A 25541-nucleotide genomic window follows, 5' to 3' on the forward strand; every position below is an offset into this window, starting at 1 on the left:
ATGAGGCTTGTTACAACCTCCCTTGCGCTGCTGACGCTCGTGCATCTGTCGCAGACCGCAGCGCTCGCCCAGGTGCCGACCTTCGACATGTCCGGTGAACGGCCGCCGCAGGCGCCGGCAGCCCCGCCGCTCGTCATCCCGCAGTTGAACACCCCGCAGCGCCCGTCGCCGCCGACCCTGGTGCCGCCGCCACGGCCGACGTCGATAACGCCGACCGTGTCCCGGCCGCAGGCAGGCGCTCCGACGCCGGATCAACCGGCAGTGCCGCAGCGGGCGCAGAACCAGGTCCAGCCACAGCCGGTCTCGCAGGAGGCAAGGCCCGCCACAGCGCCGCCGACACGCCAGACGGCGGACGTATCGCCGGCCGATCGTCGCTATCTCATCCCATCGGACACGCTGACGCTGACCGGCGAACTGGATCGCAGCCGCTTCTCCGTCTACCTGACGCCGGAACAGGCGGCCGCTGCTGCAACCTTCCATGTGGGCTTCCAGAATTCGATCGTCGCAGCACCTGAGGCTTCGCGCCTGCAGGTGCTGGTCAACGACCGGCCGGTGGGCGAGATGCCTGTGGATTCGTCCGAGAACGTCCGCTCCACGCAGTTCAGGGTCCCACAGGGCCTGCTGCAGAGCGGCAGCAATCTCATCGAATTCCGCGTCAATCAGCGGCACCGCACGGATTGCGACGTTCGCTCCACCTACGACCTCTGGACGACGGTGAAGCCCGACCAGACGTTCCTGTCGTTCGATGGCGCCGTCGCCCAGACCTCCTCCGTATCCGAAGCGGTGAAGGCGCTCGGTGTCGATGCTTCCGGACGTACCAGGTTGCGGATCGTCGCGCCGGCACTCGGCCAGTCTGTGTCTACCAATCCACTCATCCGGCTGAGCCAGGGGCTGTCGCTGTTGTCCGGCCTGCCGCGTCTGTCGTTCGACTATCGCACCGGCACGCCGGAGCCCAGCCAGCCTGGAGAGATGACGCTGTATGTCGGCACATTCGCCGAACTGCAGCCCCTGCTACCGGCCATGCCGGCCGCAGCGCAATCCGCAGCGGTGACCGCGATCGCCTCGCCATCCGGATCGTCGGAAAGCGTGATGGTCATCAGCGGGCCTTCCTGGGCGAACATCGAGGGAGCGATCGACACAGTCATCGCCAGCGCCGACCGGCCGAGCGGTGTCCGGCGCGACGTGATCACCACGCAGCGGTGGTCGGCCCCGGATGCGCCGCTGCTGTTCGGCGGCCAGAAGCTGCCCCTGTCGCAGTTCGGCCTGCAGACCACCGAGTTTTCCGGCCGTCGCATGCGCCTGAACTTTGGCGTTGCCGTTCCTGCCGATTTCTATGCCAATGCCTATGGCGAGGCGGAACTGCTGGTTGACGCCGCGTTCACCGAAAGCGTCCAGCCCGGCAGCCACATCGACGTCTACGTCAACGAGAACATAGCCTCGAGCACGCCGCTCTATGCCCGCAGCGGCGGTGTCCTGCGCCACCAGGCAGTCAAGATCCCGTTGCGCCACATGCGCGCCGGCGTCAATTCGATCGGGCTCGAAGTGGTCATCAATGCACCGGAAGACCAGGCATGTGTGCCGGGATCCTCCGCATCCACGACGCCGCGTTTCGCGCTCTTCGACACCTCCGAATTCTCGATGCCGAACTTTGCCCGCATCGGTCGGTCGCCCAACCTCGAGGCGCTGGCCGGCACAGGCTACCCTTACAACACCGCGACGAGCCAGCCGGTCCTGGTAGCACTCGATCGTCTGGATCCCGACATGCTGAGCATCGCCTCGACCTTCTTCGGGCGCGTCTCGGTCATGGCCGGGCGCGTCATCAAGATCGATGCGGCAGCACCGTCCAGCAGCTTCGGCAACCGCGACGCGGTGTTCATCGGGCCAATCTCGCAGATCCCGCAAAAGGCCCTGCAGCAGGTGAACCTGCCGCTCAACAACGCTGCCGCATGGCGTCCCGGACAGGCGCAGTCGGCGCAGGCGGCCACCTCTTCGGCCAGCATCGACGACTGGAGCGCCAAGCTCGGCGGCGGAGCGTTGAGTGGCCGGATCAGCGGCGCGCGCGACTGGTTCGAGCGGAACTTCGACATGTCCTTCGACAGGCTGAGCGTCCTGCCCAGCGCCGAGCAGCCGTTCCAGCCGACCGCCAACCAGACGTTGATCCTGGCCCAGTCGCGCGGCGATGCCGGCAACGGAACCTGGACCGTGGTGACGGCGCCGGACACCGGAACCCTGCGTTCCGGCGTCGAAGCGGTGACCATGCCGGAGAACTGGCAGAAGGTTACGGGGCGGCTGGTCGCCTATAACGAGAAGGCGCAGACGATGGCGGCACTTCCCGTCAGCCGCGTCTCCTATATCGAGACGGCGCCGGCGTCCCTCGACAACTACCGAATGGTGATGGCAAACTGGCTGTCGACGAACATCCTGATCTACTCGGTCGCGCTCATTGTGCTGCTGATGCTGCTGGGCGTGTTCACGTCGTCGCTTCTGTCGAAGTTCGGGAGGCGCAAGTGAGGAAGCATTTCGCAGCCGTGGCGGCTTTCCTTCTGGCTCTGGCCTGCTCGACGGGCCCTGGCCATGCACAGGCAGGTGCGCTGCCGACCGAGATGTGGGCCGCCTACAAGGCGAAGTTCCTGGATGGTTCGGGACGCATCGTCGACAATGGCAACGGCAATGTCAGCCACACCGAAGGGCAGGGCTACGGCCTGCTGCTCGCCTATCTGGCCAACGATCCGGAAGGTTTCGAGCAGATCTGGTCGTTTACCCGGACTGAACTGCTGGTCCGCGACGACGGGCTTGCGGCCTGGCGATGGGAACCGGACGCCAGCCCGCACGTGACGGATGTCAACAATGCCTCGGATGGTGACATCCTCATTGCCTATGCGCTGGCGCTGGCGGGGTCGCACTGGAATAAGCCGGTCTACGTGACAGAGGCATCGAGCATCGCCAAATCCGTGCTGCGCAACCTCGTCGTGACCTGGAGAGGCCGGACAATCCTGCTGCCGGCAGCCGAAGGCTTTGACCAGAAGCACCGCGACGACGGGCCGGTGATCAACCCGTCCTACTGGGTTTTCGAGGCCTTCCCGGTGCTCGCTCTTCTGGCGCCCTCGGAGAAATGGTCGGAACTGTCGGACGAGGGTCTGCGCCTCATGCATGACGTGCAGCTGGGTCCGTCACGCCTTCCGTCCGAATGGGTGAGCCTTGCCACTGCGCCGAAGCTGGCTGCCGGCTTTCCGGCGGAATATGGCTACAACGCGCTGCGCATTCCGCTCTACCTGATGCGCGGCGGCGTGACCGAGAAGGCCTTGCTCGACCGCTTCAGTCGCGGCTGGTCTGCCGACGACACGGGTGGCGTGGGGATCGTCGATATCCCGGGCGGCCGCGTGAAAGAGCGTCTCGATGATCCCGGTTATCAGATCATTAACCATATCGCCGCTTGTATAACCGACGGAACGAAGCTCGGAACCGCCGTCCAGCAGTTCAACCCCGTGCTCTATTACCCATCGACGCTTCAGCTGCTTGGACTGGCGTTTGTCAGGGAGAACTATCCACAGTGTCTGTGAAGCCACCTCTCATCCTCCTGTCCATGCTGCTGGCATCCGGCACGGCTCTTGCTGCCGGCCCGAACGAGCGGCTGGCACCCTCTCCGATGAAATATATCCGCGTGGCGGCCGCTGAACCGGATTCCAACACGCAGCGCCTGGTCGAGCAAATCCGTGAACTGCAGAAGCCGGCATCGTCCGTCCCGCCAGAAGTCCTCGATGCCGAGGAGCTGGTTCAGGCTTCGCCGGCAGCACCCTCTACGGGCGATGCCGCAAGTGGCACGGCGCCTGCCGGTGCCTCGCCGCAGGTCGATGAGAGTGCGCTGCGTTACTTCGCGACGCGTGGCGACACCGCGCGGCTGCAGGCAGAAATCGCGCGTCTGCGGGCGCTCTATCCGAACTGGCAGCCGCCGGCCGATCCCCTGGCCGTGCCGCCGCTTCGCGATGCGCAGCTTGAAAACATGTGGCGGCTTTACGCCGAGGGGCGGTATGCCGAGGTGCGGCGCGCGGTTGCCGAACGGCAGAGCGCCGAGCAGGCATGGCAGCCGCCGGCGGATCTGCTCGAGCGGCTGGATGTCGCCGAGGCGCGCGTCCGCCTGATCAATGCGTCGAACCTCAAGCAGTACGACACGGTGGTCAATGTCGGCGCCGGAACGCCAAGTCTCCTCAGCTGCGCCGAGGTCGACGTGCTGTGGCGTGTGGCGGAGGCCTTCATCCGCACCAACCGCACCGCGCGTGGCCAGGACGCTTACAGCTTCATTCTGAAGACCTGCGAGAACCCGCAGGAGCGGCAGGCGACGATCCAGAGGGCGGCGTCGCTGCTCTCCTATGCCGAGGTCCAACCGCTTCTGGCGCTCGAGCAGACCAGCGCGGACGGTGTGAAGGAGTTCGATCCGATACGTGACGATCTGGCCCGTGCCTTTGTGGCCGAAGCGAACCGGCGGCCTGAAATCGTCCTCGACCCGATCTACATCGAACGTCTGCAGCGACTGGCCCAGGCCGATACGACCGGCAGCGACAGCATGCTGCTCGGCTGGTATCAGCTGCGCCACGACAATATGGCGGAGGCCGAGAAGTGGTTCCGCGCCTCGCGAGAGAAAACAAACACCGCGTCTGCCTCCCAGGGACTGGCCCTGACGCTGATCGCCCGCAACGCGTCGTCCGAAGCGGAAGAGGTGATGTTCCGCTGGAAGGACGAATCCGAAGATTCCAATTCGACCTATCTGGCGGCAACCGCCAACCTGCTCGCCGGTGACCCGCCGCCAACGATCCAGGCACCTGTTCTGCAGCGCGTCGCCGCTGAAGTGACGAAGAAGCGCTACGTACCGACCGCGCAGCAGTTCGGATGGTATGCCCGCGCCTACGACCAGCCGGAGGCCGCCATTCGCTGGTTCCAGACGGCGCTGTCCTGGAAGGCCGATGACGAACCCTCCGCCTATGGGCTTGCGCTGACGCAGCAGCAGCTCAACAACCGCGCCGCGGTGGACGACCTGCGTCGCAGTTGGTCCGGCAAGTCCGAGCGCATCGCCAATCTCGGCCTTGCTGTCGGCAATCAGCCTCCGGTCAATCCGGGACAGCTTGCCTATGTGCCGCAGCAGACCGCACAGGTCGCGCCGCCGCCTCGACCGGTCGCCCAGCCTGTGGCGCGGCCGGTTGCCGAAACGGTTCGCCAGCCGGCCGCTCAGACGGCGGCTCCCCGCCGCTCCATGGCAGCACCTCGCCAGGCTGCGCCCGCCACGACGACGCGTAACCGGACGGCCGGATGCGCGCTCGGCCAGTCGCCGTCCAGCTCTCCGGAGCAGTCGGTTGCACATGGCTGGTGCCTGATGGATCTCAACCGTCCGCTGGAGGCATCGCAGGCGTTCGAACTGGGATCGCGCAGCTCCGTGCAGCGCGTGCGGGAAGATGCGGCCTACGGCCTCAGCCTTGCCTATCTGCGCCTCGGCCTTACCAACCAGGCGGCCATTGCCGCGACGCAGTCGCCGCAGAACCCGGAGCGCTCCGCCGAACTTCAGACTGTGATCCTGGCAGACCGTGCTGTCAGCGCCTTCAATGCCAAGCGTTACCGCGAGACACTCGTCTACCTCGACCAGCGCGCCAAGCTGCTCGACGAGCCGGCGGATCTCGCGGTGCTTCGCGGCTACAGCTACATGAGCCTCAGCATGTACAACGACGCCTGGAAGGTGTTCGAGTTCGCCGCTGAGACCGGTAACAAGGATGCGAGCCGGGGACTGGCCGAGATCCGCGACATGCTGAACGGCTATCGCTGAGCCTTGCTGCGGACGCTTGCTGATCATAGCTATGCTGTGAGCCCCGCCGAACGGCAATCCTTTCGCTGCTGAAGGAACGGCACGGCTCAGACCTGATGTGCATGCATGACGGGGGCCATGGCATCTGAAGCCTTTGGTAGAGGTCGCCTCCGCTTCGATCGCCAAATTGGCATTGTGTTACGTGCATGGCGCATGGCAGGCATGCGCTTTAACTGCCTACTCAATGGGCACGCGGCGTGGCATCTTACAGTCAATGGATTTCGCACCTCCTCCCGCGAAGTTCATGGCGCGAATGGCTCACTCCTCCTCCCAGGGTCATTCGCAGGATCGGCGGCACTCCTCCTCCCAGCCGCTGGTCGCAGTTCAAGAAGCCTGCCGCACCTCCTCCCGCGGCAGGCTTTTTTGTTTCTGGTCGGGCCTTCAGTCCTGCGGCACCAGTCCGTCGAACACTTCGAGAAGCACATCGACTATCGCCTGACCGAGGGCGTTTGCGGTATCGGCGACCTTCTCGTCGCTTTCGTCGCGTGCCGCCAAGGCAAGGTTGCCGCCCTGATCGGCGACGATGGCACTGGCCCGTTCGATCGCCCACTGGGCGAAATCGCTGCGATTTTCGATCGTTACGCTGTCCATTATATGTTCCGTTTACCTTACCTTTAGAGATTCGAGCGCAGAGATAACACGCGCGTTTTGTATTGCGTACGCGCGAGCTTCCCAAACACATTCGGCCGACCAACGTTGCGCGCATTGCGCCGTTCAGGATCCGCCCGCCGGATCGGCGAACCTTCAAAAAATTGCAACACGATTTCCAGACGGATCTGGACGTTTGCCCTGCGAATGTACAAGTCCCTATGCAGGCCGCCGGCTAGTGCTTGCTGATACCGCATGCGTCGCCAGGCGATCGCACGGCTCAATTACAGACCATAATCGGAGACGCTCAATGACCGGCACGCGACTTTTCACACCGTTCGAGCTGGGAAACCTGCATTTGCGCAACCGGATCGTCATCGCGCCGATGTGCCAGTATTCGGCCGTTGAGGGCGAGATGACCGACTGGCATCTGATCCATCTTGGAAATCTGGCGCTGTCCGGCGCGGCGATCCTCACCATTGAAGCGACGGCGGTGACGCCGGAGGGCCGGATCTCCTACGGCGACGTCGGCCTCTATTCCGATGCCACGCAGAAGGCGATGGGCCGGGTGCTGGATGGCGTCCGGGCCTGGTCGGACATGCCGATCGCCATCCAGCTCGGCCATGCCGGGCGAAAGGCGTCGACCGAGAAGCCGTGGAACGGCGGTCATCAGCTGGCCCCCGATCACGCAGACGGCTGGAAAACCGTCGCTCCGAGCAGCATCCCGTTCCGCGACATCTATGACGCGCCGGAGGCTCTCGACAAGCAGGGCCTCGCCCGCATCCGCGACGGTTTTGTGGACGCTGCACGTCGTGCGGCGGAGCTCGGCATCGACGCAGTCCAGATCCACGGGGCGCACGGCTATCTGTTGCACCAGTTCCTCTCGCCGCTCGCCAACCAGCGCACCGACGAATACGGCGGATCGCTGGAGAACCGGATGCGCTTCCCGCTCGAGGTCTTCGACGCGGTGCGCGAGGCCTTCCCGTCGGAGCGGGCGGTGACCATGCGGCTTTCCGGCACCGACTGGGCGGCGGGTGGCTGGGACATCGAGCAGACGGTCGAGTTCTCCCGCGCCCTCGAAGCGCGCGGCTGCAGCGCCATCCACGTCTCGAGCGGCGGTCTTGCGGCGCATCAGGATATCCCCGTCGGACCGAGCTATCAGGTGCCGCTGGCGCGTGCCGTGAAGCAGGCGGTCGAAATCCCCGTCATCGCCGTGGGGCTGATCACAGAATTCGAACAGGCAGAGGCCATCCTCAACAACCAGGATGCCGACCTGATCGCCATCGCCCGGGCTATCCTCTACGATCCGCGCTGGCCGTGGCACGCCGCCGCCCATTTCGGCGAGACGGTAACCGCTGCCGATCAGTACCTGCGCTGCCAGCCGCGTCAGTTCCGCCACCTGTTCGACGCCAAGCAGAACTGATCCACCTCGCGTACGACATATCGAACGAGAGCCCGCCGCGGGGCGGGCTTGTCTGATGGCTGCTGCGGGAGGCGGGCGTAGGTTGGGTGCGGCTAGCGCTGGCCGAAGATGGCGTGCATATCGATCAGACGCCGTCGCGCCAGCGGAAATAGGCGATGCCGCCGAACGCGAAACAGAATGCCAGAATGATGCCGGAAATCAGCATTGCAGGTCCTCCCAACCCATAAACGTCTGTCGACGCTCCTCAACGCCGACGTGTCAGTCGTACACGCCGGGGCTGAGAAGGCAAGTCGTTTCGCGGACGTGTAGAGAGCAGGGGCGCGGCCCCCAGGGCGCCGTTCAGGCGGGGGAGGAGCCGTCCGTCCAGAGCCGCACCAGCGGCCCATCGGCACCGAAGAGTGGATCCGCCTTCGGTAGCGGCAGAGTGTCGATGCGGTGCTGCTGCGCCGTGTCCGGCGCCTCTGTCTGGATATCGGCATCCTGTCCTGGAGGGTAGCTGCCGACGACCAGGAAGTCGCCGGTCGCTTCCAGCTTCATGTGACCGGTACCTGCCGGAAGCACCAGGCAGTCGCCCGCTTTCACCTCGAGCACCGAACCATTTGGCCCGCCGATCAGCACGCGCGCGTGACCCTGGGCGACGCCCAGCACTTCATGGGCGCCGGTGTGGTAATGCTGGTAGGGAAAGATGCCGTTGCGCCAGGTACCTTGCCAGCCGCAGGCTAGAAATCTCTCCTCGAGGAGATCGGCAAACTGCGCCGACGGACCTGAAAGAGCCTGCCGGTAGATCAATACTGGCAGTCGCGGGTGGTTCGGCACCCAGTCGCTGGCAGGGAAGGTGATGGTTTCGGGTTCCAGCATATTGTCTCCGACCGAGCTCTACAGATCGCTCTTGTTATAGGGCCCGTCGGTCCGCCGGGTAGTGCGGCGCGGCTTGCACAGCTCTCAGTGCGCCCTCCGGAAGCTCCCGGTGGAAGGAGGTGGGTGGAATCTCATCCTCATCTGTGGCGTGGTGGAAGAACTGAAATCGTTGCAGTCGGCCAGTCACGCAATTTTATTTCCCCGTGATAGCTGGAGTTTTGCATTTCGAACCGAAATATGGAAATAAGTGTCATCGTTCACATCAGAAAGACGCCTGAGGCTTTACAAGCCCTTGCGCTTGGATATGACGTACCTCGTGCCGGCCGGTCCGGGCCTTCTCCACATGCTCTTGCCGAGCGGCAGAGCGGGAACGGGATCGACCAAAAGGTGCCGCGGGGCATGCAGCGGAGACTGCAGAAGCCGTGGGGTTCTCAATCGTGCAACGGCCGGTGCGGAACGGTTCGCAGCCAGCCGATGGGAGATTTCAATGAAATACAAATTTGGCTTTGCTGCGGCACTGCTCGCCGCTTCCTTCCTTTCGACCGCCGCCAGCGCCAAGACGTTCGTCTACTGCTCGGAAGGTTCGCCGGAAGGTTTTGACCCCGGCCTCTACACCGCCGGCACCACCTTCGACGCTTCGGCCCACCCGGTCTACAGCCGCCTGCTCGAATTCGAACCGGGCACCACGAAGCCGGTCGCTGGTCTCGCCGAAAGCTGGACCGTATCGGACGACGGCACGGAATACACCTTCAAGCTGCGTCAGAACGTCAAGTTCCACACCACCGAATTCTTCACCCCGACGCGCAGCCTCAACGCTGACGACGTGGTGTTCTCGATCGATCGCCAGATCAACAAGGAAAATCCCTGGAACCAGTATGTACCGGGCACCTCCTGGGAATATTCTGCCGGCATGGGTTTCCCCGAGCTGATCAAGTCGATCGAAAAGGTCGACGACATGACGGTGAAGTTCGTCCTGAACCGCTCGGAAGCACCGTTCCTCGCCAACCTTGCCATGCCGTTCGCTTCGATCATGTCGAAGGAATATGCAGACAAGCTGCAGGCTGACGGAAAGATGGCTCAGCTGAACCAGATGCCGCTCGGCACCGGTCCGTTCTCCTTCGTCGGCTACCAGCAGGATGCCGTCATTCGCTACAAGAAGAACGCCGACTACTGGGGCGGCGCTCCGAAGATCGACGATCTGGTCTTCGCCATCACCACCGACGCTGCCGTGCGTTACCAGAAGCTGAAGGCCGGCGAATGCCACCTGATGCCGTATCCGAACGCTGCCGACGTCACTTCGATGAAGTCCGACACGTCGCTGCAGGTGATGGAGCAGGAAGGCCTCAACGTCGCCTACCTCGCCTACAACACCACGCAGGCTCCGTTCGACAAGCCGGAAGTCCGCAAGGCTCTCAACAAGGCGATCAACAAGAGCGCCATCGTTGACGCCGTGTTCCAGGGCATGGCAACGCCTGCCAAGAACCCGATCCCGCCGACGATGTGGTCGTACAACGACAAGATCGAAGACGACACCTACGACCTCGACGCCGCAAAGAAGATGCTGGCCGACGCCGGCGTCAAGGACCTGTCGATGAAGGTCTGGGCGATGCCGGTATCGCGTCCGTACATGCTGAACGCCCGTCGCGCTGCCGAAATCATCCAGGATGATTTCGCCAAGATCGGCGTCAAGGTCGAGATCGTCTCCTACGAATGGGCCGAATATCTCGAGCGTTCGAAGGCCAAGGACCGCGACGGTGCCGCCATGCTCGGCTGGACCGGCGACAACGGCGACCCGGACAACTTCCTCGACACCCTGCTCGGCTGCGAAGCCGTGGGCGGCAACAACCGCGCTCAGTGGTGCAACAAGGAATTCGATGCGCTCGTGAAGAAGGCCAAGGTCACGTCCGACCAGGCTGAACGCACCAAACTCTACGAAGAGGCACAGGTCATCTTCAAGAAGGAAGCTCCCTGGGCGACCCTCGACCACTCCCTGTCCATCGTTCCGATGCGCAAGGAAGTCACCGGCTTCGTTCAGAGCCCGCTTGGCGATTTCACCTTCGAAAACGTCGACATCACCGAGTAATCGGCAGCCCGATGCATTGCAGGCCGCGGGGGCACATGACCCCGCGGCTTTTCCTCACGATCGACGCCGAACCGCCGTCGATCCCGGAATGGCCTGGTTGACGGACGAGACCGTCGCTGGCCATAGCCCGACAAATAACAATAAATGGGTCCATCCATGTTTGGCTTTCTCTTGCGGCGTCTCGCCGTACTGATCCCGACTTTCATCGGGGTTTCGATCATCGCCTTCGCCTTCATCCGGCTGCTGCCCGGTGATCCGGTGGCGCTGCTGTCCGGCGAACGCGTCATGTCGCCCGAGCGCCACGCGCAGATCAGCGCCCAGCTCGGCCTCGACCGGCCGATGTTCCTCCAGTATTTTGATTATCTCGGCGGCGTGCTGACCGGCGATTTCGGAACGTCGATCGTTTCGAAGACGCCGATCCTCAAGCAGTTCCTGGCGCTGTTCCCGGCGACGGTCGAGCTGTCCTTCTGCGCCATCCTCATTGCCATCGTCATCGGCATCCCGGCCGGCGTGATTGCCGCCATCAAGCGCGGCTCGGCCATCGACCAGTCGATGATGGGCATCGCGCTCGTCGGCTATTCGATGCCGATCTTCTGGTGGGGCCTGCTGCTGATCATCCTGTTTTCCGGCATCCTGCAGTGGACGCCGGTCTCGGGCCGCATGTCGCTGATGTTCTTCTTCCCGCCGGTCACCGGTTTCATGCTGATCGACTCGCTGTTGTCGGGACAGAAAGGCGCGTTTACCTCGGCCGTCAGCCACCTGATCCTGCCGTCGATCGTGCTGGCGACCATTCCGCTTGCTGTCATCGCCCGCCAGACGCGTTCGGCCATGCTCGAAGTCCTGTCGGAGGACTACATCCGCACCGCCCGCGCCAAGGGCCTGTCGCCGCTGCGCGTCGTCAGCCTGCACGCGCTGCGCAATGCGCTGATCCCTGTCATCACCACCATCGGGCTGCAGATCGGCGTCATGCTCGCCGGTGCCATCCTGACGGAAACCATCTTCTCCTGGCCGGGTATCGGCAAGTGGATGGTCGACAGTGTCTTCCGCCGCGACTACCCGGTCATCCAGGGCGGCCTGTTGATGATCGCCGGCATCATCATGATCGTGAACCTGATCGTCGACCTGCTCTACGGTCTCATCAACCCGCGTATCCGCCACTAAGAAGGAGAAAATCCCATGGCAGACACAACTCAGAACCAGCCGGTCAGCAGCGGTGCGATGCGCCGCCAGATGCTCGCCGAATTCTGGTACTACTTTTCTGAAAACCGCGGCGCCGTCATCGGCCTCTTTGTCTTCGTCGCGCTGGTCATCGTCGCTGTCTTTGCGCCGCTGATCGCTCCGCACTCGCCGTTCCAGCAGTATCGCGATGCCGTGCTTCTGCCGCCGTCATGGCTGGAAGGTGGTCGCATCTCCTATCTGCTCGGAACCGATCCGGTCGGCCGCGATATCCTTTCGCGGCTCATCTACGGCGCCCAGTATTCGCTGTTCATCGGTCTCTTCGTGACGACGCTGTCGCTCACCGGCGGCATCCTCGTCGGCCTTATTGCGGGCTATTTCCGCGGCTGGGTCGACACCGTCATCATGCGCCTGATGGATATCGTCCTGGCCTTCCCGTCGCTGCTGCTGGCACTGGTTCTGGTCGCCATCCTCGGGCCGAGCCTGACCAACGGCATGATCGCCATTGCGCTGACGCTGCAGCCGCATTTCGTCCGCCTGACGCGCGCAGCCGTGATGGCCGAGAAATCCCGCGACTACGTCACCGCCGCGCGGCTTGCCGGCGCCGGTCCGATCCGACTGATGTTCCGCACCATCCTACCGAACTGCACCGCGCCGCTGATCGTCCAGGCGACGCTGTCCTTCTCCAACGCCATCCTCGATGCGGCAGCACTCGGCTTTCTCGGCATGGGTGCGCAGCCTCCCGCGCCGGAATGGGGCACGATGCTTGCCGAAGCACGCGAGTTCATCCTGCGCGCCTGGTGGGTCGTGACCTTCCCGGGGCTTGCCATCCTCATCACCGTGCTGGCGATCAACCTGATGGGCGACGGGCTGCGTGACGCGCTCGACCCGAAGATGAAGAGGTCCTGATCATGGCACTTCTCGAGATTGAAAACCTCACCGTCGAATTCGAGACGGCAACCGGCTGGTTCAAGGCAGTCGACGGCGTATCGCTGACGGTCAACGAAGGCGACGTGCTGGCGATCGTCGGCGAAAGCGGCTCCGGCAAGTCCGTGTCGATGCTCGCCGTCATGGGCCTCTTGCCGTGGACAGCCAAGATCACCGCCGACAAGATCCTCTTCCAGGGACGCGACATCCGCAACCTGGCGGATTCCGAACGGCGCAAGCTGATCGGCAAGGATATGGCGATGATCTTCCAGGAGCCGATCGCCAGCCTCAATCCCTGCTTCACGGTGGGCTTCCAGATCGAGGAAGTCCTGCGCATCCACATGGGGCTGGGCAAGAGGGAGCGACGCGCCCGCGCCGTCGAACTGTTCAACCTGGTCGGCCTGCCGAACCCGGCCGAGCGGCTCAACCACTTCCCGCACCAGATGTCCGGCGGTCAGTGTCAGCGCGTGATGATCGCCATGGCGATCGCCTGCAATCCGAAGCTCTTGATTGCCGACGAACCAACCACCGCGCTCGACGTGACGATCCAGAAGCAGATCCTCGACCTGCTGATGGCGCTGCAGGCGGAGCATGGCATGGGCCTGATCATGATCACCCACGACATGGGCGTCGTCGCCGAAACCGCCGACCGGGTCATCGTCCAGTACAAGGGCCGCAAGATGGAGGAAGCCGACGTGCTGACCCTCTTCGAAGCGCCGAAGAACCCCTACACGCGCGCGCTGCTTTCGGCCCTGCCGGACAATGCCAAGGGTGACCGCCTGAGCACGGTCTCCGATTTCATGGCCGCCGAAGAACTGGCCGGAGATGCACGATGAACGCCACCACGAGCCAGACCACTGCCACGCCGATGCTGGAAATCCGCAACATCAAGCAGGATTATCATGTACCGCAGGGCCTGTTCAAACCGGAGAGGGTCGTGCATGCGGTCAAGGGCGTATCCTTCAAGCTCGACGCCGGCAAGACGCTCGCCATTGTCGGTGAAAGCGGCTGCGGCAAGTCGACGCTCGCCCGCATCCTGACCTTCATCGATCCGCCGACGGCGGGTGAACTGTTGATCGAAGGCAAGACCGTCGATACGCGCCCCGGTCATCTGACGGCGGAAATGCGCCGCAAGGTGCAGATCGTCTTCCAGAACCCCTATGGCTCGCTCAACCCGCGCCAGAAGGTCGGCGACGTTCTGGGCGAACCGCTGGCAATCAACACCGACCTTTCGAGTGCGGAACGCCGCGACCGTGCGCGCGACATGCTGAAGAAGGTCGGCTTGGCGCCGGAACACTACAACCGCTACCCGCACATGTTCTCCGGTGGCCAGCGCCAGCGTATCGCGATTGCCCGTGCGCTGATGATGAACCCGAAGCTGCTGGTGCTCGACGAGCCGGTTTCGGCGCTCGACCTGTCGATCCAGGCCCAGGTGCTGAACCTGCTGGCCGACCTGCAGGAGGAATTCAACCTCACCTACGTATTCATCAGCCACGACCTGTCGGTCGTGCGCTACATCGCCGACGAGGTGATGGTGATGTACTACGGGGAAGCCGTCGAATACGGGACGCGGGAAGAGGTCTTCGCCGACCCCAAGCACGAATATACGCGCACCTTGTTTGCCGCGACGCCGCGCGCCGACGTCGAATCGATCCGCGCGCGGCTTGCCCGCAAGCAGGCCGGCGCCGGCGCCTGAGCGCTCAGTCTCAGCTTTAATGAAGAAAGGGGCGGTGCCGGTCGGGCACCGCCCCTTTTTGTTGTCTTACAGCAGCTTTTCGAGCGTGATAGGCAGGTCGCGGATGCGCTTGCCGGTGGCGTGGAACACGGCGTTGGCGATCGCCGGGGCGACCCCGACAATCCCCACCTCGCCGACGCCCTTTCCGCCGAGAACGGACGCCTCGTAATCCGGCACGCCGACCGAGATCACCTGCAGGTCGGGGATGTCGGCATTGGTTGGCACCAGGTAATCGCCGACATTGTTGTTGACGGTCCGGCCGTTGCGCGGGTCGATAAGGCCTTCTTCCAGGAGCGCCTGGCCGATGCCCATGATGATGCCGCCCTTCCACTGGCTCTCGACCAGCTTTGGATTGTAGAGCCGTCCGCAGTCGAAGGCAGAGACCATGCGCGACACACGCACCGTCCCAAAGTCCTCGTCGACCACGACTTCGGCGAAATGCGCGCACCAGCTGTGCATCGAATAGTCGCCCATCGTCGGCCCTTGCACCTTGGCCATCGTTGTCCAGGCCTGCTGCTGTTCCTGGGCACTCTGCGCGCCGGCGGGCAGCGTGTTTCGGCGGACTTCGATCTCGTCACGGCCGAGTGCCGCCATGAGATCACCAAGGCTGAGCGACGGTCCTTCGCCGCGCGCCGCCTCGATGCGGCCGCCGGTGAGGCTGAGCGTGTTCGAGCCGGTATCGCGGAACGGCGAGTTGGCGTCGCTGAGTGCAAGTCCGATCAGTTCGTCACGTGCCGCCGTCGCCGCCTTGTGGACGGCGCCGGTGATCGAGCCGGCCAGCATCGAGCCACCGGCGATTGCCGAACCCGGCAGGCGGGAATCGCCGAGCTTGACGTCGATCTGGTCGGTCGGCACGCCGAGCACTTCGGAAGCCGTCTGGGCAAGGATGGTATAGGTGCCCTGGCCCATGTCGATGGAGCCACTTACGACCTCCACCCGACCGTTGCCAAGGATGCGGATGATGGCATCGCTCGGCGCGCGGATGACCGGGAAGGTGCCGCAACCGATGCCCCAGCCGATCAGCTGCTTGCCCTTGCGCATGGAGCGCGGTGCGTGACTGCGCCGCGACCAGCCGAAGGCTTCAGCGCCTTCGGTGAGGGCTTCCCGCAGACGGCGCGTCGACCAGGGTTTTCCGGACTGGTAGTCATGGTCGGCATAGTTCTTCAGGCGCAGTTCCAGCGGGTCCATGTCGAGCTTGTAGGCCAGCTCTTCCATGGCGCATTCGATGCCGTAGGCGCTGGGGTTCTTGCCGGGGCCGCGAAGCGCGCCGGGCGTGACGCTGTTGACCGGCACGATGCGGTGTTGCGAGGAGAAATTCTCGACCTTGTAGAGGATCGGCGTCGCAGCGCCGGTCTGCTCGGGATAGTCCGCATAGATCGAGGTTTCGCTGGCGCCGCGGTGGACGATCGCCTGCAGGATGCCGTCGCGCGTGGCACCGAGCGCGATCTTCTGCCGGGTCGCGGCGCGCCCGCCATAGCTGGTGAAGTTCTGCGGCCGGGTAACAGCAAGCCGGACCGGACGGCCAAGCCGCTTTGCTGCCGCAACGGCCACCGCGCCATAGGCCAGCGGCTGCCCCTTGGATCCGAAGCCGCCGCCGATGAAGGGCGAAATGATCCGGACGTTTTCGTTCGGCAGCCCGCACCATTCGGCATACATGCGCGCCATGCCGTGCGACCACTGGCTCGGTTCCCAGATGGTCAACTCGGAGCCGTTCCACTCCGCCGTCAGGCCGTGCGGTTCCATCGCCACGTGATATTCGCGCGGCGTCGCATATTCCGCCTCGATGCTGACGGGGGCTGCGGCAAGCGCCGCCTCCGCATCGCCCCAGCCGACGGTCAGATTGTCCATCAGCTTGCCTTCGCCGGCATTCGGGTCGTCGATGCTTTTGACCGACGCAGTCTCATCGTAGGTAATGGTGATCAGCTTTGCGGCCTCGACAGCCTGCTCGCGCGTTTCGGCGACGACGGCAACGATGGACTGGCCGTTGAACTGCACCTCGCGCGGCAGCGGCTGGTAGGGCTTGTCTTCCGGCGGCGTGCCGAACCAGTCGCCGGCCATCTTCAGGCCGAGATCATCCTCCGGAGTCAGCACCATCAGCACGCCGGGTGCGGCACGCGCTGCTGTCGTCTCGACCGACACGACCCGGCCCGCGGCAATCGTGCTCTGCAGCAGCACCGCGTGGGCAAGATTGTCGAACGGATATTCGAGCGCATAGGTGGCGGCGCCGGTGATCTTCAGGCTGCCTTCAAAGCGCGACATGCGCCCGCCGACCATGCCATCCGATGCGTCGCCATGCTTGCGGGGTTCCATGATGGTCATGCGATGCCTCCCAGGCTGAGGATGGCGCGTGCGACGACACGCGGTGCCAGATCGATCTTGTAGCGGTTGTCGCCGTGGCTGACGGCCCCCTCCATGGCGAGAAGACTGGCGGCATTGACCGCTTCAGCGTCCAGACGCTGGCCGGTCAAGGCTCTTTCGACGGCGCGGGCCCGCCAGGGAACGGTCGCGACGCCGCCGAGAGCGACGCGCAGGTCGCGGATCGTCACGCCGTCTGCGTCCAGCTCCAGGCCGACCGCCGCACTGGCGGCGGCGAACTCGTAGGACTGACGGTCACGCACCTTCAGGTAGACCGAATTGTGCGCAGCGGCGGAAGACGGGATGCCGACGGCGGTGATGATCTCGCCGCGCCCGAGCACCGTCTCGCGATCCGGCGTATCGCCGGGCAGCAGGAAGAAGTCTTCGGCCGCTACGCGACGGTCGCCGATGTGGATGGTGGCATCGAGAGCCACGAGAGCCACCGCCAGATCACCCGGATAGCTGGCGATGCAGGCGTCGCTCGTGCCGAGGACGGCGTGGTTGCGGGTGATGCCGCCGAGCGCCGAGCAGCCGGAGCCGGGACTGCGCTTGTTGCAGGCGGGGAAGGCAACCGGATCGCGGAAATAGGTACAGCGCGTCCGCTGCAGGATATTGCCGCCGATCGTCGCCATATTGCGAAGCTGGGCGGATGCGGCGAGCGACAGCGACTGCGCAACGGCCGGGAACCGCGACCGGATATCGGCGTGATCCGCGACGGCGCTCATCTTGGCCAGCGCGCCGATGGTCGCGCCATTTCCGTCAAACGTGATCAGGTCGAGACCGTCGAGATGGCTGATGTCGATGACGGCATCCGGTTCGGTGACGCCGCATTTTGCAAGGTCGAGCAGCGTCGTGCCGCCCGCGAGCAGCATGGCGCCTGCCTGGAGGCTTGCCTGACGGGCTTCGTCTATCGAAGAAGCGCGCTGGTATGAAAAATCTCTCATCGGGCTGCCTCCGCTGCTTCGCGCACCGCGGACACGATGCTGTTATAGGCTCCGCACCGACAGAGATTGCCGGACATGTATTCGCGGATGTCGTCGTCGGAGCTGGCATGACCTTCGCGGATGCAGGCGACGGCGGACATGATCTGGCCCGACGTGCAGTAGCCGCACTGGAAGGCATCATGCTGCAGGAAGGCTTCCTGGACCGGGTGCAGCGCGCCGTCGCCGGTGGACAATCCCTCGATCGTGGTGATCTGGTGCCCCTCGACCTGGGCTGCCAGCGTCAGGCAGGAGAGGACGCGCTCGCCATCCACGTGGCAGGTGCAGGCGCCGCACTGACCCTGGTCGCAGCCCTTCTTGGTGCCTGTGAGGTTCAGATGTTCGCGCAACGCATCCAGCAGCGTGACGCGCGGCTCGACCTGCAGCTCATGGGGGCTGCCGTTGATGTTGAGGGTCAGAGGAATGGTTCGTGTCATGACGGTTCCTGCCTTGATCGCGGTTAGCCGTTGAGTGGTTCGTCATTCTGAATTCGGGGTATCCTTCGCCAGAGCCGTGGCCTTGGAAGGTTTTCATGGAATGCCGCTGCCGCATGCATTAAAAGCGGACAGAGCGCCTCAACAAACGGAGGCGCCTCCGATTAACCTAGGGACTGCGACGCGTGCGTCAAGTCCCTCAACCGTGACCGGAACATTTATTGTCGTCAGACCAACCCGGCTCGGAGCGCAAGCCTGTCACGCATGGCGGTCAAGTCAAGGCGCCGCGCGCCGATGCACTGCGCAACCGTGAGAAGCTGATGGCAACTGCGGCGAAGGTGTTCCCCGCGCAAGGCACGAACGCCTCGCTGGAGGATATCGCGCGGCAGTCGGGTGTCGGTATCGGCACGCTCTACCGGCACTTTCCGACGCGCGAGCATCTGGTGGAGGCCGTCTATCGGCGTGAGTTGGAGAGCTTGGCGGCGGCGGCCGAACATCTTGCCGCCACGCGCCCGGCGGACGTGGCGCTTGAGGAGTGGATGGCCCGCTTCGTCCTCTACATCGCCGCCAAGCGCGGCATGGCCGAAAGCCTGAAGGCGCTGATGAGCGCCAATTCCGACCTGTTTACCGAAGGGACGTCGCGGATCCGCGAAGCGATGGAGGGGCTGCGCGCCAAGGCCTCCGCTGAAGGCCTCATTCGCAGCGACATGGACACCACCGACCTCTTGCACGCCCTGTCCGGTATATATTCGATGTCGGACCTTCCCGACTGGAAGCCGCGCGCCCACCGCCTCATCGGGCTGCTGATGGACGGCCTGCGGACGCGGGCATAGTCGCAGCGAGCGCTCACGGCCGGATGAGGCGCGCCGCCGTACGTTCGAAGGTCTTGATCCCGCGCTTGAAGCCGGCCAGCGGCTCGGCGAGCCCGCCGAACGCCTCGATCGGATCCGTGGCATCGAGCACCACGAGATCGGCCGAGGCGCCGATGTCCAGGCCGTAATTCGAAAGTCTCATCAGCCGTGCCGGAAGCCTCGTCACCAGATCCATGCACATCCAGAAATCCGTTGGGCCGAGATGCATGATGTTGGCGTAGAGATTGGCCATCCTGAGCAGCGAAGCATCACCGAAGGGCGTGAACGGATTGAGGACGTTGTTCGTTGCGATCGAGGCGGTGATGCCGCGCTCGGCCAGCAGGTGCACCGGTGCCACGCCACGAACCGCACGGAACCCCTGATCTCGGCCGTTGAGGTAGAGGTCGGTGGAGGGCAGGGCGGTCACCGCCACGCCCGCATCGCGTAGCAGTGCAGCATTTCTCTCGAAGCCCGCTGTGTCCATCGCCGCAAGCTTGGTCGCATGGCCGACGGCGACCCGGCCGCCATAGCCCTGTCGGATCGTGCGGCGGCAGATCTCTTCCAGATGTGAGCCATCCGGACTGAGATCGAAATCGAGATGGAAGTCGAGATCGACATCGTGGGCCTTGGCCATCGCAAACAGCCGCTCCATCTGCGCCGACGGATCGCTATCCGTATAAGGGCATCCGCCCAGCAGATCTGCGCCGTCCGCCAGCGCCTGTTCCAGAAGCGCCTCCGTGCCCGGATCGTTGGTGAGGCCTTCCTGCGGAAAGACGCAGATCGACAGGTCGAGCGCGAAGGCATAATCGCGCTTCAACTGCCGGATTGCCTCGAAGCTGCGCAGGCCGGCCCGCTGATCCACCTCCACATGCGTGCGCATGTGCATCGTCCCCTTGGCTATCGCCATTTCCAGCACGCGGGCGCCGCGCTGATACACGTCCTCGACGGTGAATTCTCGCTTCAACTGCGATACGGCGGCGATAGCCCCCTTCAGGCCGCCACCAGCATCGAGACAGCGGCATATGAGGCATGCCTTGTCCAGATGCACATGGGTGTCGACGAGACCCGGCACGACGACCCGTCCGCCGAGATCGTGGCTGTCGCGGGCGGTGAGCGAGCCGGGAGGCGCCAGACCGGCGATGCGTCCATCGTATATGCCGATATCACGCAAGATCGTCTCGGGCCACAGGCGGGCATGGCTGAGAATGACATCGAAGAGCGGGGTGATCGACATGCAGGGATCCGCTGGACAGAACGAGGGGCCGCTTCTTCTGTAACCCGCTCGCCGCCGATTGCGGAAGCACAAGTTTTGCGTCGCCTGACGCGCGAGCTTCGATCCGTGCTTGGCAGCCCGCCGGATGTCGCGCACAACCGCATGGACCGCCGGACGGCCGATGACCGTCGCCGAAATCAACGAAAGCCTTTTCGCATGCACATCTCTCCTCGTCCGCTCGACGCAGCAGCCGGAATGGTCACCAGTCCACATCCGCTGGCGACGCAGGCCGGCGTCGACGTCCTGAAGAAGGGTGGCAATGCGATCGAAGCGGCAGTGGCGACCGCCGCGACCCTGACCGTCGTCATGCCGCATTTCTGCGGGCTTGGCGGCGATGCCGTTTGGCTGGTAGCGGACCGCGAGGGACGACGTGCCTCGCTGCTTGGTATCGGTCAGGCAGCGACCCGGCTGCCCGATCTCTCATCGCCGATCCCGCTGCGGGGCGCCGGCTCGACCCTCACCACCGCATGCGCCGTCGACAGCTGGGACCATGCGCTGCGCTACGCGGCGAGACACTGGTCGCAGTCATTTGATATCCGTGACCTTCTGCGCACGGCGATCGATCTTGCCGAGAACGGCTATCGTCCGACGCGGTCGCAGACCTTCTGGCTGGAGTTTCGTGCGTCGGAGATTGATGCCTGGCGCGGTTTTTCCGATGTCTTCGATCATCGGCGGAAGTCAGGCCCTTTCTGCCAGCCGGAGCTTGCCTCGGTGTTGCGCCAGATGCAGGCGGACGGGCTGCGCTCATTCTACGACGGTCCCCTCGCTCGCCGTATTGCGGAGGGTCTTGCCGATGCAGGCTCGCCACTCAGACTTGCCGATCTCGCCGCGACCGCCACACGCGAGGAAATGCCGCTGTCGATCGTGTATCGCGGCCTTACGCTGCTGGCACCGCCACCGCCCACGCAAGGACTGTCGACCCTGTCGATCCTTGGCATCCTCCAGAATTTCGACCTCAAGAACATGCCCGGCGGCCGCACGGATCGGATCCATCTGCTGGTCGAGGCGGTGAAGCAGGCGTTTCTCGATCGGGATACCATCGCCGATCCGGACGGCAGCGACATCGACTATTCCGAACGGCTCGAGCCCGACCACCTGGCGGAGCGCGCCGGCCGGATCGACATGCACGCCGCAATGCCATGGCCGCACGCCCATCGGCACGGCGATACGGTGTTCTTCGCCGTGACCGACCGCGACGGTCGCTCAGCCAGCGTGCTGCAAAGCACCTACTTCGACTGGGGAAGCGGTACGGTGATCGGCGATACGGGGATCCTCTGGCAGAACCGCGGCGCCGCCTTCTCCACTCGTTCGGGACATCCCAATGTGGCGGCTCCGGGCAAGCGTCCGTTCTACACGCTCAATCCCGGCATAGCGCTGAAGCAGGATCGGCCGCATCTCCTCTACGGAACGCAGGGCGCCGACGGCCAGCCGCAGACGCTTGCGGTGGTCCTGACAGCGCTGATCGACGGGCAGATGACGCCGGAGCAGGCGCTGGCCGAGCCGCGTTTCCTGCTCGGCAAGACGTTTTCCGACGCGCGCGACAGTTTGAAGCTCGAAGCCTCGATGGGCTGCGGGACCCAGCAGGAACTGGAAAGACGAGGGCACTCGGTTGTCGAGCTGCCGGCTCTGTCGCCGCTCTTCGGCCAGGCCGGCGTTATCCGCATAGAGGACGACGGGAGCCTGAGCGGCGCCCATGATCCGCGCGGTGAGGGCGTGGCGTTGCCGGCTCGGGCGCCTGCAGATCGGCTTGGCGCTTGATCTGTGACGGCGGCTCTGCCTTGCAGGGAAACGTTCCGAACCCCAGATGATCCGGGCGCGGACAATCGAATTGGATGGCATCGTGGCAGAACTTGATCGGAATGCGCGGACGCTCGCGAGTAGTCTCTTGAACCGCTATCACGGCGATCGACTGATGATGGGGATCGCCGGCCCGCCCGGATCCGGCAAGTCGACGCTTGCCGACGCGGTTGTCGAGGAAATCAACTGCGAGCGGCCCGGGCTTGCCGCCGTGTTTCCGATGGACGGGTTCCACTTCGACGACGCGGTTCTGACCGAGATGGGTCGGCTGTCGCACAAGGGCGCGATCGATACCTTCGACGCTCACGGCCTGCGCCACATGCTCGAACGGCTGAAGGACAATCGCGACGATGTCGTGGCGGTGCCGGTGTTCGATCGGGCGATCGAGATTGCCCGAGCCGGTGGGCGGCTGATCCGCCGGGAGACGGGCATCATCGTCTGCGAGGGCAATTACCTGCTGATGCGTCAGGCGCCGTGGGACCGGTTGAAGCCGATCTTCGACATGACAGTGCTGGTCGAGGTGGACGTGGAGGATCTGCGCCGCCGTCTGCGCGCCCGCTGGGACGGCTTCGGGCTTTCCGAGGAGGACATCCGCCACAAGCTGGACGGCAACGACCTGCCGAATGGAATGGCGATCATGGAGGGCAGCGCCGAGCCCGATCTGCGGATCCGGAACTGATCTTCCGGCCTCTGCGTGACAGGGAAAACAGGCAGCTTTTGCCCCGGAGTCGAAAGTCATGGATCATTTTTTTGCCATGCGCGTTAATGAACACGTCGCTGCGGGCTTGGACAACCGCCGCCTTCAGGCAGCGACAGCATCAAAGGAGTTTTTCGATGAACAGGATTCTCGCAGCAGCAGTTTGTGCACTGCCTGTCATGACCAGCGCTGGCGCTGCTATTTCCGCAGATCTCGTTTCGCGCGACCGCGCACCCAGATATGCTGAATCGGATCAGCGCGGCGGCGTCCGGATCGGCTATCTGGATTGCTCGGTCGGCGGTGGCGTCGGCTACGTGCTTGGCTCGGCCAAGGAAGCCGAATGCGTCTTCACCTCGACGATGGGCGGTGAGCCGCTAGATCGTTACTCGGGCGTCGTGCGCAAGATGGGCGTCGATCTTGGCTTCACCACCCGCAGCCGGCTGATCTGGGCTGTGTTTGCACCGACTGCAGGCTATCACCAGGGCTCGCTCGGTGGCCTCTACCAGGGCGCCTCCGTTGAAGCGACCGTCGGCGCCGGTGTCGGCACCAACATCCTGGTCGGCGGAACCTCGGGCTCGATCCACCTGCAGACAGTCAGCGTCACCGGCCAGCTGGGCCTCAACGTCGCGGCAACCGGTACCTCGGTTACCCTGACGCCGGAAGGCTGAGCACCACGGCTGCATCCTTCCAAGCGAAGGGTGCAGCCGTCGCCGCTACTTCTAGCGTGCGGAAATGCCCATTGCCGCCTTCAGGTCGTCCGACATCGGAAGGTCGAGGCTGTAGCGCCCGCCACGAATGGGCCGCATGAACCACTTGTCATAGATCTCCATCATCTTCGCTCCCCTGTAGATGCGAACGAGGCTGTCGGCGACCAGCGTGGCAAAGGCCGGGTCGTTGATGCGCGTCATGAAACCGTAAGGCGCCGGATCCCCCAGGGGTTCGTCCGAGATGACGTAGTCATCCGGGTTGCCGGTACGGATCGCCATGCTCCTCAGAAGCACGTCATCCATGGCGAAGGCCGATACGCTGCCGTCCTCGACGAGATCGAAGGCAGCCTGGACATCCGCCACCGGTACGGCTGCGAGCCCCAGCTTCTTGTCGCGCGAAAACTGCAGGATCTGCCCGACATTGACGGTGCCCAGCACGACACTCACCGTCTTGCCGCGCAGATCGTCGATCGTGTGGATGCCGGATTTCTTCAGCGTCACGAAGTGGGTCTGGGCGATAAAGTGCGGCGGCGCGAACGAGGCCACCTTGCGGCGATCCGGCGAACTGGTGCTGGCGTTGCATTCGATGTCGATGTCGCCATCGTTGAGAAGCTGGATGCGGTTGGCCGGCGTTCGCGGCACGTATTCGACGCGCACCGTGCCGACTCCGATCGGGCCGGCGATTTCGCGGGCGAGCTCGTTGCAGAGATCGATCGAGTAGCCGGCGATGCTGCCGTCGGGCTCTTTGAAGGAGAACGGCGCAGTGGTGCCGTAGCCGACGCGCATCACGCCGGTTTCCCGGATCCGGTCGATCGTCGAGGTCGGTGCCTGTGCGCCGGCACTGTCAGCGCCGGCAATCGCTCCGAGGAGCAGTAGAAGCATCAGGCGCATCGCCGGGCGGATGCCGCCGCTGCTGGATGGTTTTGCTAAGAGACGCTCAATGATCATATTCGCGCGGCTCCCGGATGAAGGACTTCAGCTCGTCGGACATCGGCAGCTTCATGTTGAAACCATCCGGCGGCACCGGCGACTGGAACCAGCGATCGTAGATGGCGGTGATTTCGCCGTTTGTGTAGATGCGCTTCAGGATGGCGTTGACCTCGGTCTTGAAGGCCAGGTCGCCGGACGGCAGCATGATCCCATAGGGTTCGGGCGGACTGAGCGTCTCGCTGGAAATGGTGAAGGCGCTCGGGTCGCTGGCGGCCGCTACCAGCCCCGCGAGCAGGATGTCGTCCATCACGAATGCCGAGGCGCGGCCGTTCTCGACCATGTCGAAGGCCTCCTTGTGCCCCTTGTTGAGAAGCACCGAGACGTTGAGGCCGCGGCTCCGGTTGACGGCGTTCAGCTGCTCGAGGTTGATGGTGCCGGTGGTTGCCGCGACGCTTCGGCCGGCAAGATCGGCGACCTTGTCGAGATGCGCGTTCGCCTTGGCGACGAAACGTGTCGCCGTGATGAAGTGCGGGTAGGTGAACTCGGCAAGTTTGCGGCGCTCGGCATTATTGGTTGTCGCGGCGCATTCCATGTCGATCTTCCCGGCCTTGATCAGCACGAAGCGGGTGGCCGCGGTCACCGGAACATACTCGATGGCGATCTCCGGCACTTTGAGGCTCGCCTTCAGTCCATCGACGATGCGATGGCACAGTTCGATGGAGTAGCCGGCCGGCTTGCCGTCGATGACGTAGGAAAAGGGAACCTCGGTCAGCCTGTGGCCGATGACGATGACGCCCTTCTCGCGGATCTTTTTCAGGGTGTCCGGATGCTGGTCGGCAGCGGAGGGGCTGGCGATGCCGGCGCTGAACATCATCGGGA

The 25541-nt window shown here is 64.2% G+C and carries 21 protein-coding genes; 13 read left to right on the forward strand and 8 right to left on the reverse strand.

What is annotated here, in order from left to right; all coding sequences use genetic code 11:
• The 3 genes from AAIH46_RS17305 to AAIH46_RS17315 are packed head-to-tail and all read left to right on the forward strand — an operon-like array spanning position 1 to position 5809.
• Positions 1 to 2511 carry a cellulose biosynthesis cyclic di-GMP-binding regulatory protein BcsB gene (locus AAIH46_RS17305; RefSeq protein WP_430307252.1) on the forward strand — a complete coding sequence of 837 codons (2511 nt, stop codon included), beginning with the start codon at positions 1 to 3 and terminating at the stop codon, positions 2509 to 2511.
• A complete protein-coding gene (locus AAIH46_RS17310) occupies positions 2508 to 3560 on the forward strand; it encodes a glycosyl hydrolase family 8 (RefSeq protein ID WP_430307253.1) in 1053 nt (350 codons plus the stop codon). Before AAIH46_RS17305 ends, AAIH46_RS17310 begins: the two co-directional genes overlap by 4 nt.
• Before the next feature lie 23 nt (positions 3561 to 3583).
• Positions 3584 to 5809, forward strand: a complete 2226-nt coding sequence (locus tag AAIH46_RS17315; RefSeq protein WP_430307354.1) for a cellulose synthase — start codon at positions 3584 to 3586, stop codon at positions 5807 to 5809.
• 420 nt (positions 5810 to 6229) lie between these two features.
• Here the strand turns inward: AAIH46_RS17315 and AAIH46_RS17320 are convergent, their stop codons facing one another.
• Complete coding sequence (locus AAIH46_RS17320) at positions 6230 to 6439, reverse strand: hypothetical protein (RefSeq protein ID WP_430307254.1); 210 nt, start codon at positions 6437 to 6439, stop codon at positions 6230 to 6232.
• 307 nt (positions 6440 to 6746) lie between these two features.
• On the opposite strand from AAIH46_RS17320, the gene AAIH46_RS17325 reads away from it, so the two are divergent.
• The gene (locus AAIH46_RS17325) at positions 6747 to 7859 is read left to right on the forward strand and encodes an NADH:flavin oxidoreductase/NADH oxidase (protein ID WP_430307255.1); all 1113 of its coding nucleotides are present in this window, start codon (positions 6747 to 6749) and stop codon (positions 7857 to 7859) included.
• A gap of 339 nt (positions 7860 to 8198) precedes the next feature.
• Here the strand turns inward: AAIH46_RS17325 and AAIH46_RS17330 are convergent, their stop codons facing one another.
• A complete protein-coding gene (locus AAIH46_RS17330; RefSeq protein WP_430307256.1) occupies positions 8199 to 8717 on the reverse strand; it encodes a cupin domain-containing protein in 519 nt (172 codons plus the stop codon).
• A gap of 487 nt (positions 8718 to 9204) precedes the next feature.
• Between AAIH46_RS17330 and AAIH46_RS17335 the strand changes: the two genes are divergently transcribed.
• The 5 genes from AAIH46_RS17335 to AAIH46_RS17355 all read left to right on the forward strand — a co-directional run bounded on the left by AAIH46_RS17335 (position 9205) and on the right by AAIH46_RS17355 (position 14599).
• Entirely contained in the window at positions 9205 to 10800 is a 1596-nt protein-coding gene (locus AAIH46_RS17335) for an ABC transporter substrate-binding protein (RefSeq protein ID WP_430307257.1), read from the forward strand.
• A gap of 156 nt (positions 10801 to 10956) precedes the next feature.
• Positions 10957 to 11961 carry an ABC transporter permease subunit gene (locus AAIH46_RS17340; RefSeq protein WP_430307258.1) on the forward strand — a complete coding sequence of 335 codons (1005 nt, stop codon included), beginning with the start codon at positions 10957 to 10959 and terminating at the stop codon, positions 11959 to 11961.
• Between the two features lie 15 nt (positions 11962 to 11976).
• The gene (locus AAIH46_RS17345) at positions 11977 to 12885 is read left to right on the forward strand and encodes an ABC transporter permease subunit (protein WP_430307259.1); all 909 of its coding nucleotides are present in this window, start codon (positions 11977 to 11979) and stop codon (positions 12883 to 12885) included.
• Positions 12886 to 12887: 2 nt separating this feature from the next.
• Positions 12888 to 13739 carry an ABC transporter ATP-binding protein gene (locus AAIH46_RS17350; RefSeq protein ID WP_430307260.1) on the forward strand — a complete coding sequence of 284 codons (852 nt, stop codon included), beginning with the start codon at positions 12888 to 12890 and terminating at the stop codon, positions 13737 to 13739.
• A complete protein-coding gene (locus tag AAIH46_RS17355) occupies positions 13736 to 14599 on the forward strand; it encodes a dipeptide ABC transporter ATP-binding protein (protein WP_430307261.1) in 864 nt (287 codons plus the stop codon). The genes AAIH46_RS17350 and AAIH46_RS17355 overlap by 4 nt, the downstream gene beginning before the upstream one ends.
• Positions 14600 to 14665: 66 nt before the next feature.
• Here the strand turns inward: AAIH46_RS17355 and AAIH46_RS17360 are convergent, their stop codons facing one another.
• Genes AAIH46_RS17360 through AAIH46_RS17370 form a run of 3 tightly spaced genes read right to left on the reverse strand, consistent with a single transcriptional unit; the run spans position 14666 to position 18410 of the window.
• A complete protein-coding gene (locus tag AAIH46_RS17360) occupies positions 14666 to 16957 on the reverse strand; it encodes a xanthine dehydrogenase family protein molybdopterin-binding subunit (protein WP_430307262.1) in 2292 nt (763 codons plus the stop codon).
• Positions 16954 to 17937, reverse strand: a complete 984-nt coding sequence (locus tag AAIH46_RS17365) for an FAD binding domain-containing protein (RefSeq protein WP_430307263.1) — start codon at positions 17935 to 17937, stop codon at positions 16954 to 16956. Before AAIH46_RS17365 ends, AAIH46_RS17360 begins: the two co-directional genes overlap by 4 nt.
• A complete protein-coding gene (locus AAIH46_RS17370; RefSeq protein WP_430307264.1) occupies positions 17934 to 18410 on the reverse strand; it encodes a (2Fe-2S)-binding protein in 477 nt (158 codons plus the stop codon). The genes AAIH46_RS17365 and AAIH46_RS17370 overlap by 4 nt, the downstream gene beginning before the upstream one ends.
• A 218-nt stretch (positions 18411 to 18628) precedes the next feature.
• On the opposite strand from AAIH46_RS17370, the gene AAIH46_RS17375 reads away from it, so the two are divergent.
• Entirely contained in the window at positions 18629 to 19240 is a 612-nt protein-coding gene (locus AAIH46_RS17375) for a TetR/AcrR family transcriptional regulator (protein WP_430307265.1), read from the forward strand.
• Between the two features lie 13 nt (positions 19241 to 19253).
• Here AAIH46_RS17375 and AAIH46_RS17380 read toward each other — a convergent pair whose 3' ends face one another.
• On the reverse strand, positions 19254 to 20492 hold the full coding sequence (locus AAIH46_RS17380; protein WP_430307266.1) for an amidohydrolase family protein: 1239 nt from the start codon (positions 20490 to 20492) through the stop codon (positions 19254 to 19256).
• 234 nt (positions 20493 to 20726) lie between these two features.
• Between AAIH46_RS17380 and AAIH46_RS17385 the strand changes: the two genes are divergently transcribed.
• From AAIH46_RS17385 to AAIH46_RS17395, 3 genes are all read left to right on the forward strand, one after another.
• Positions 20727 to 22289, forward strand: coding sequence for a gamma-glutamyltransferase family protein (locus AAIH46_RS17385; RefSeq protein WP_430307355.1), 1563 nt, complete (start codon positions 20727 to 20729; stop codon positions 22287 to 22289).
• An 82-nt stretch (positions 22290 to 22371) separates the two neighbouring features.
• Positions 22372 to 23007 carry a nucleoside/nucleotide kinase family protein gene (locus AAIH46_RS17390; protein ID WP_430307267.1) on the forward strand — a complete coding sequence of 212 codons (636 nt, stop codon included), beginning with the start codon at positions 22372 to 22374 and terminating at the stop codon, positions 23005 to 23007.
• 155 nt (positions 23008 to 23162) lie between these two features.
• On the forward strand, positions 23163 to 23693 hold the full coding sequence (locus tag AAIH46_RS17395) for a DUF992 domain-containing protein (RefSeq protein ID WP_430307268.1): 531 nt from the start codon (positions 23163 to 23165) through the stop codon (positions 23691 to 23693).
• A gap of 51 nt (positions 23694 to 23744) precedes the next feature.
• Here the strand turns inward: AAIH46_RS17395 and AAIH46_RS17400 are convergent, their stop codons facing one another.
• Positions 23745 to 24614: an amino acid ABC transporter substrate-binding protein gene (locus AAIH46_RS17400; protein WP_430307269.1), complete on the reverse strand. Its 870-nt coding sequence runs from the start codon at positions 24612 to 24614 to the stop codon at positions 23745 to 23747.
• 55 nt (positions 24615 to 24669) lie between these two features.
• Entirely contained in the window at positions 24670 to 25536 is an 867-nt protein-coding gene (locus AAIH46_RS17405) for an amino acid ABC transporter substrate-binding protein (protein ID WP_430307270.1), read from the reverse strand.
• Positions 25537 to 25541: the final 5 nt, after the last annotated feature.

Origin of the sequence: Rhizobium sp. 0TCS1.26 (assembly GCF_050455525.1) — a bacterium.
In the GTDB taxonomy this organism is placed as follows: Bacteria; Pseudomonadota; Alphaproteobacteria; order Rhizobiales; family Rhizobiaceae; genus Neorhizobium.

Coding starts and splice junctions, on each gene's coding strand:
- AAIH46_RS17305 (WP_430307252.1), top strand. CDS start 1: ATGAGGCTTGTTACAACCTCCCTTGCGCTGCTGACGCTCGTGCATCTG.
- AAIH46_RS17315 (WP_430307354.1), top strand. CDS start 3,584: ATGCTGCTGGCATCCGGCACGGCTCTTGCTGCCGGCCCGAACGAGCGG.
- AAIH46_RS17320 (WP_430307254.1), bottom strand. CDS start 6,439: ATGGACAGCGTAACGATCGAAAATCGCAGCGATTTCGCCCAGTGGGCG.
- AAIH46_RS17325 (WP_430307255.1), top strand. CDS start 6,747: ATGACCGGCACGCGACTTTTCACACCGTTCGAGCTGGGAAACCTGCAT.
- AAIH46_RS17330 (WP_430307256.1), bottom strand. CDS start 8,717: ATGCTGGAACCCGAAACCATCACCTTCCCTGCCAGCGACTGGGTGCCG.
- AAIH46_RS17335 (WP_430307257.1), top strand. CDS start 9,205: ATGAAATACAAATTTGGCTTTGCTGCGGCACTGCTCGCCGCTTCCTTC.
- AAIH46_RS17340 (WP_430307258.1), top strand. CDS start 10,957: ATGTTTGGCTTTCTCTTGCGGCGTCTCGCCGTACTGATCCCGACTTTC.
- AAIH46_RS17345 (WP_430307259.1), top strand. CDS start 11,977: ATGGCAGACACAACTCAGAACCAGCCGGTCAGCAGCGGTGCGATGCGC.
- AAIH46_RS17350 (WP_430307260.1), top strand. CDS start 12,888: ATGGCACTTCTCGAGATTGAAAACCTCACCGTCGAATTCGAGACGGCA.
- AAIH46_RS17355 (WP_430307261.1), top strand. CDS start 13,736: ATGAACGCCACCACGAGCCAGACCACTGCCACGCCGATGCTGGAAATC.
- AAIH46_RS17360 (WP_430307262.1), bottom strand. CDS start 16,957: ATGACCATCATGGAACCCCGCAAGCATGGCGACGCATCGGATGGCATG.
- AAIH46_RS17365 (WP_430307263.1), bottom strand. CDS start 17,937: ATGAGAGATTTTTCATACCAGCGCGCTTCTTCGATAGACGAAGCCCGT.
- AAIH46_RS17370 (WP_430307264.1), bottom strand. CDS start 18,410: ATGACACGAACCATTCCTCTGACCCTCAACATCAACGGCAGCCCCCAT.
- AAIH46_RS17380 (WP_430307266.1), bottom strand. CDS start 20,492: ATGTCGATCACCCCGCTCTTCGATGTCATTCTCAGCCATGCCCGCCTG.
- AAIH46_RS17385 (WP_430307355.1), top strand. CDS start 20,727: ATGGTCACCAGTCCACATCCGCTGGCGACGCAGGCCGGCGTCGACGTC.
- AAIH46_RS17395 (WP_430307268.1), top strand. CDS start 23,163: ATGAACAGGATTCTCGCAGCAGCAGTTTGTGCACTGCCTGTCATGACC.
- AAIH46_RS17400 (WP_430307269.1), bottom strand. CDS start 24,614: ATGCTTCTACTGCTCCTCGGAGCGATTGCCGGCGCTGACAGTGCCGGC.
- AAIH46_RS17405 (WP_430307270.1), bottom strand. CDS start 25,536: ATGATGTTCAGCGCCGGCATCGCCAGCCCCTCCGCTGCCGACCAGCAT.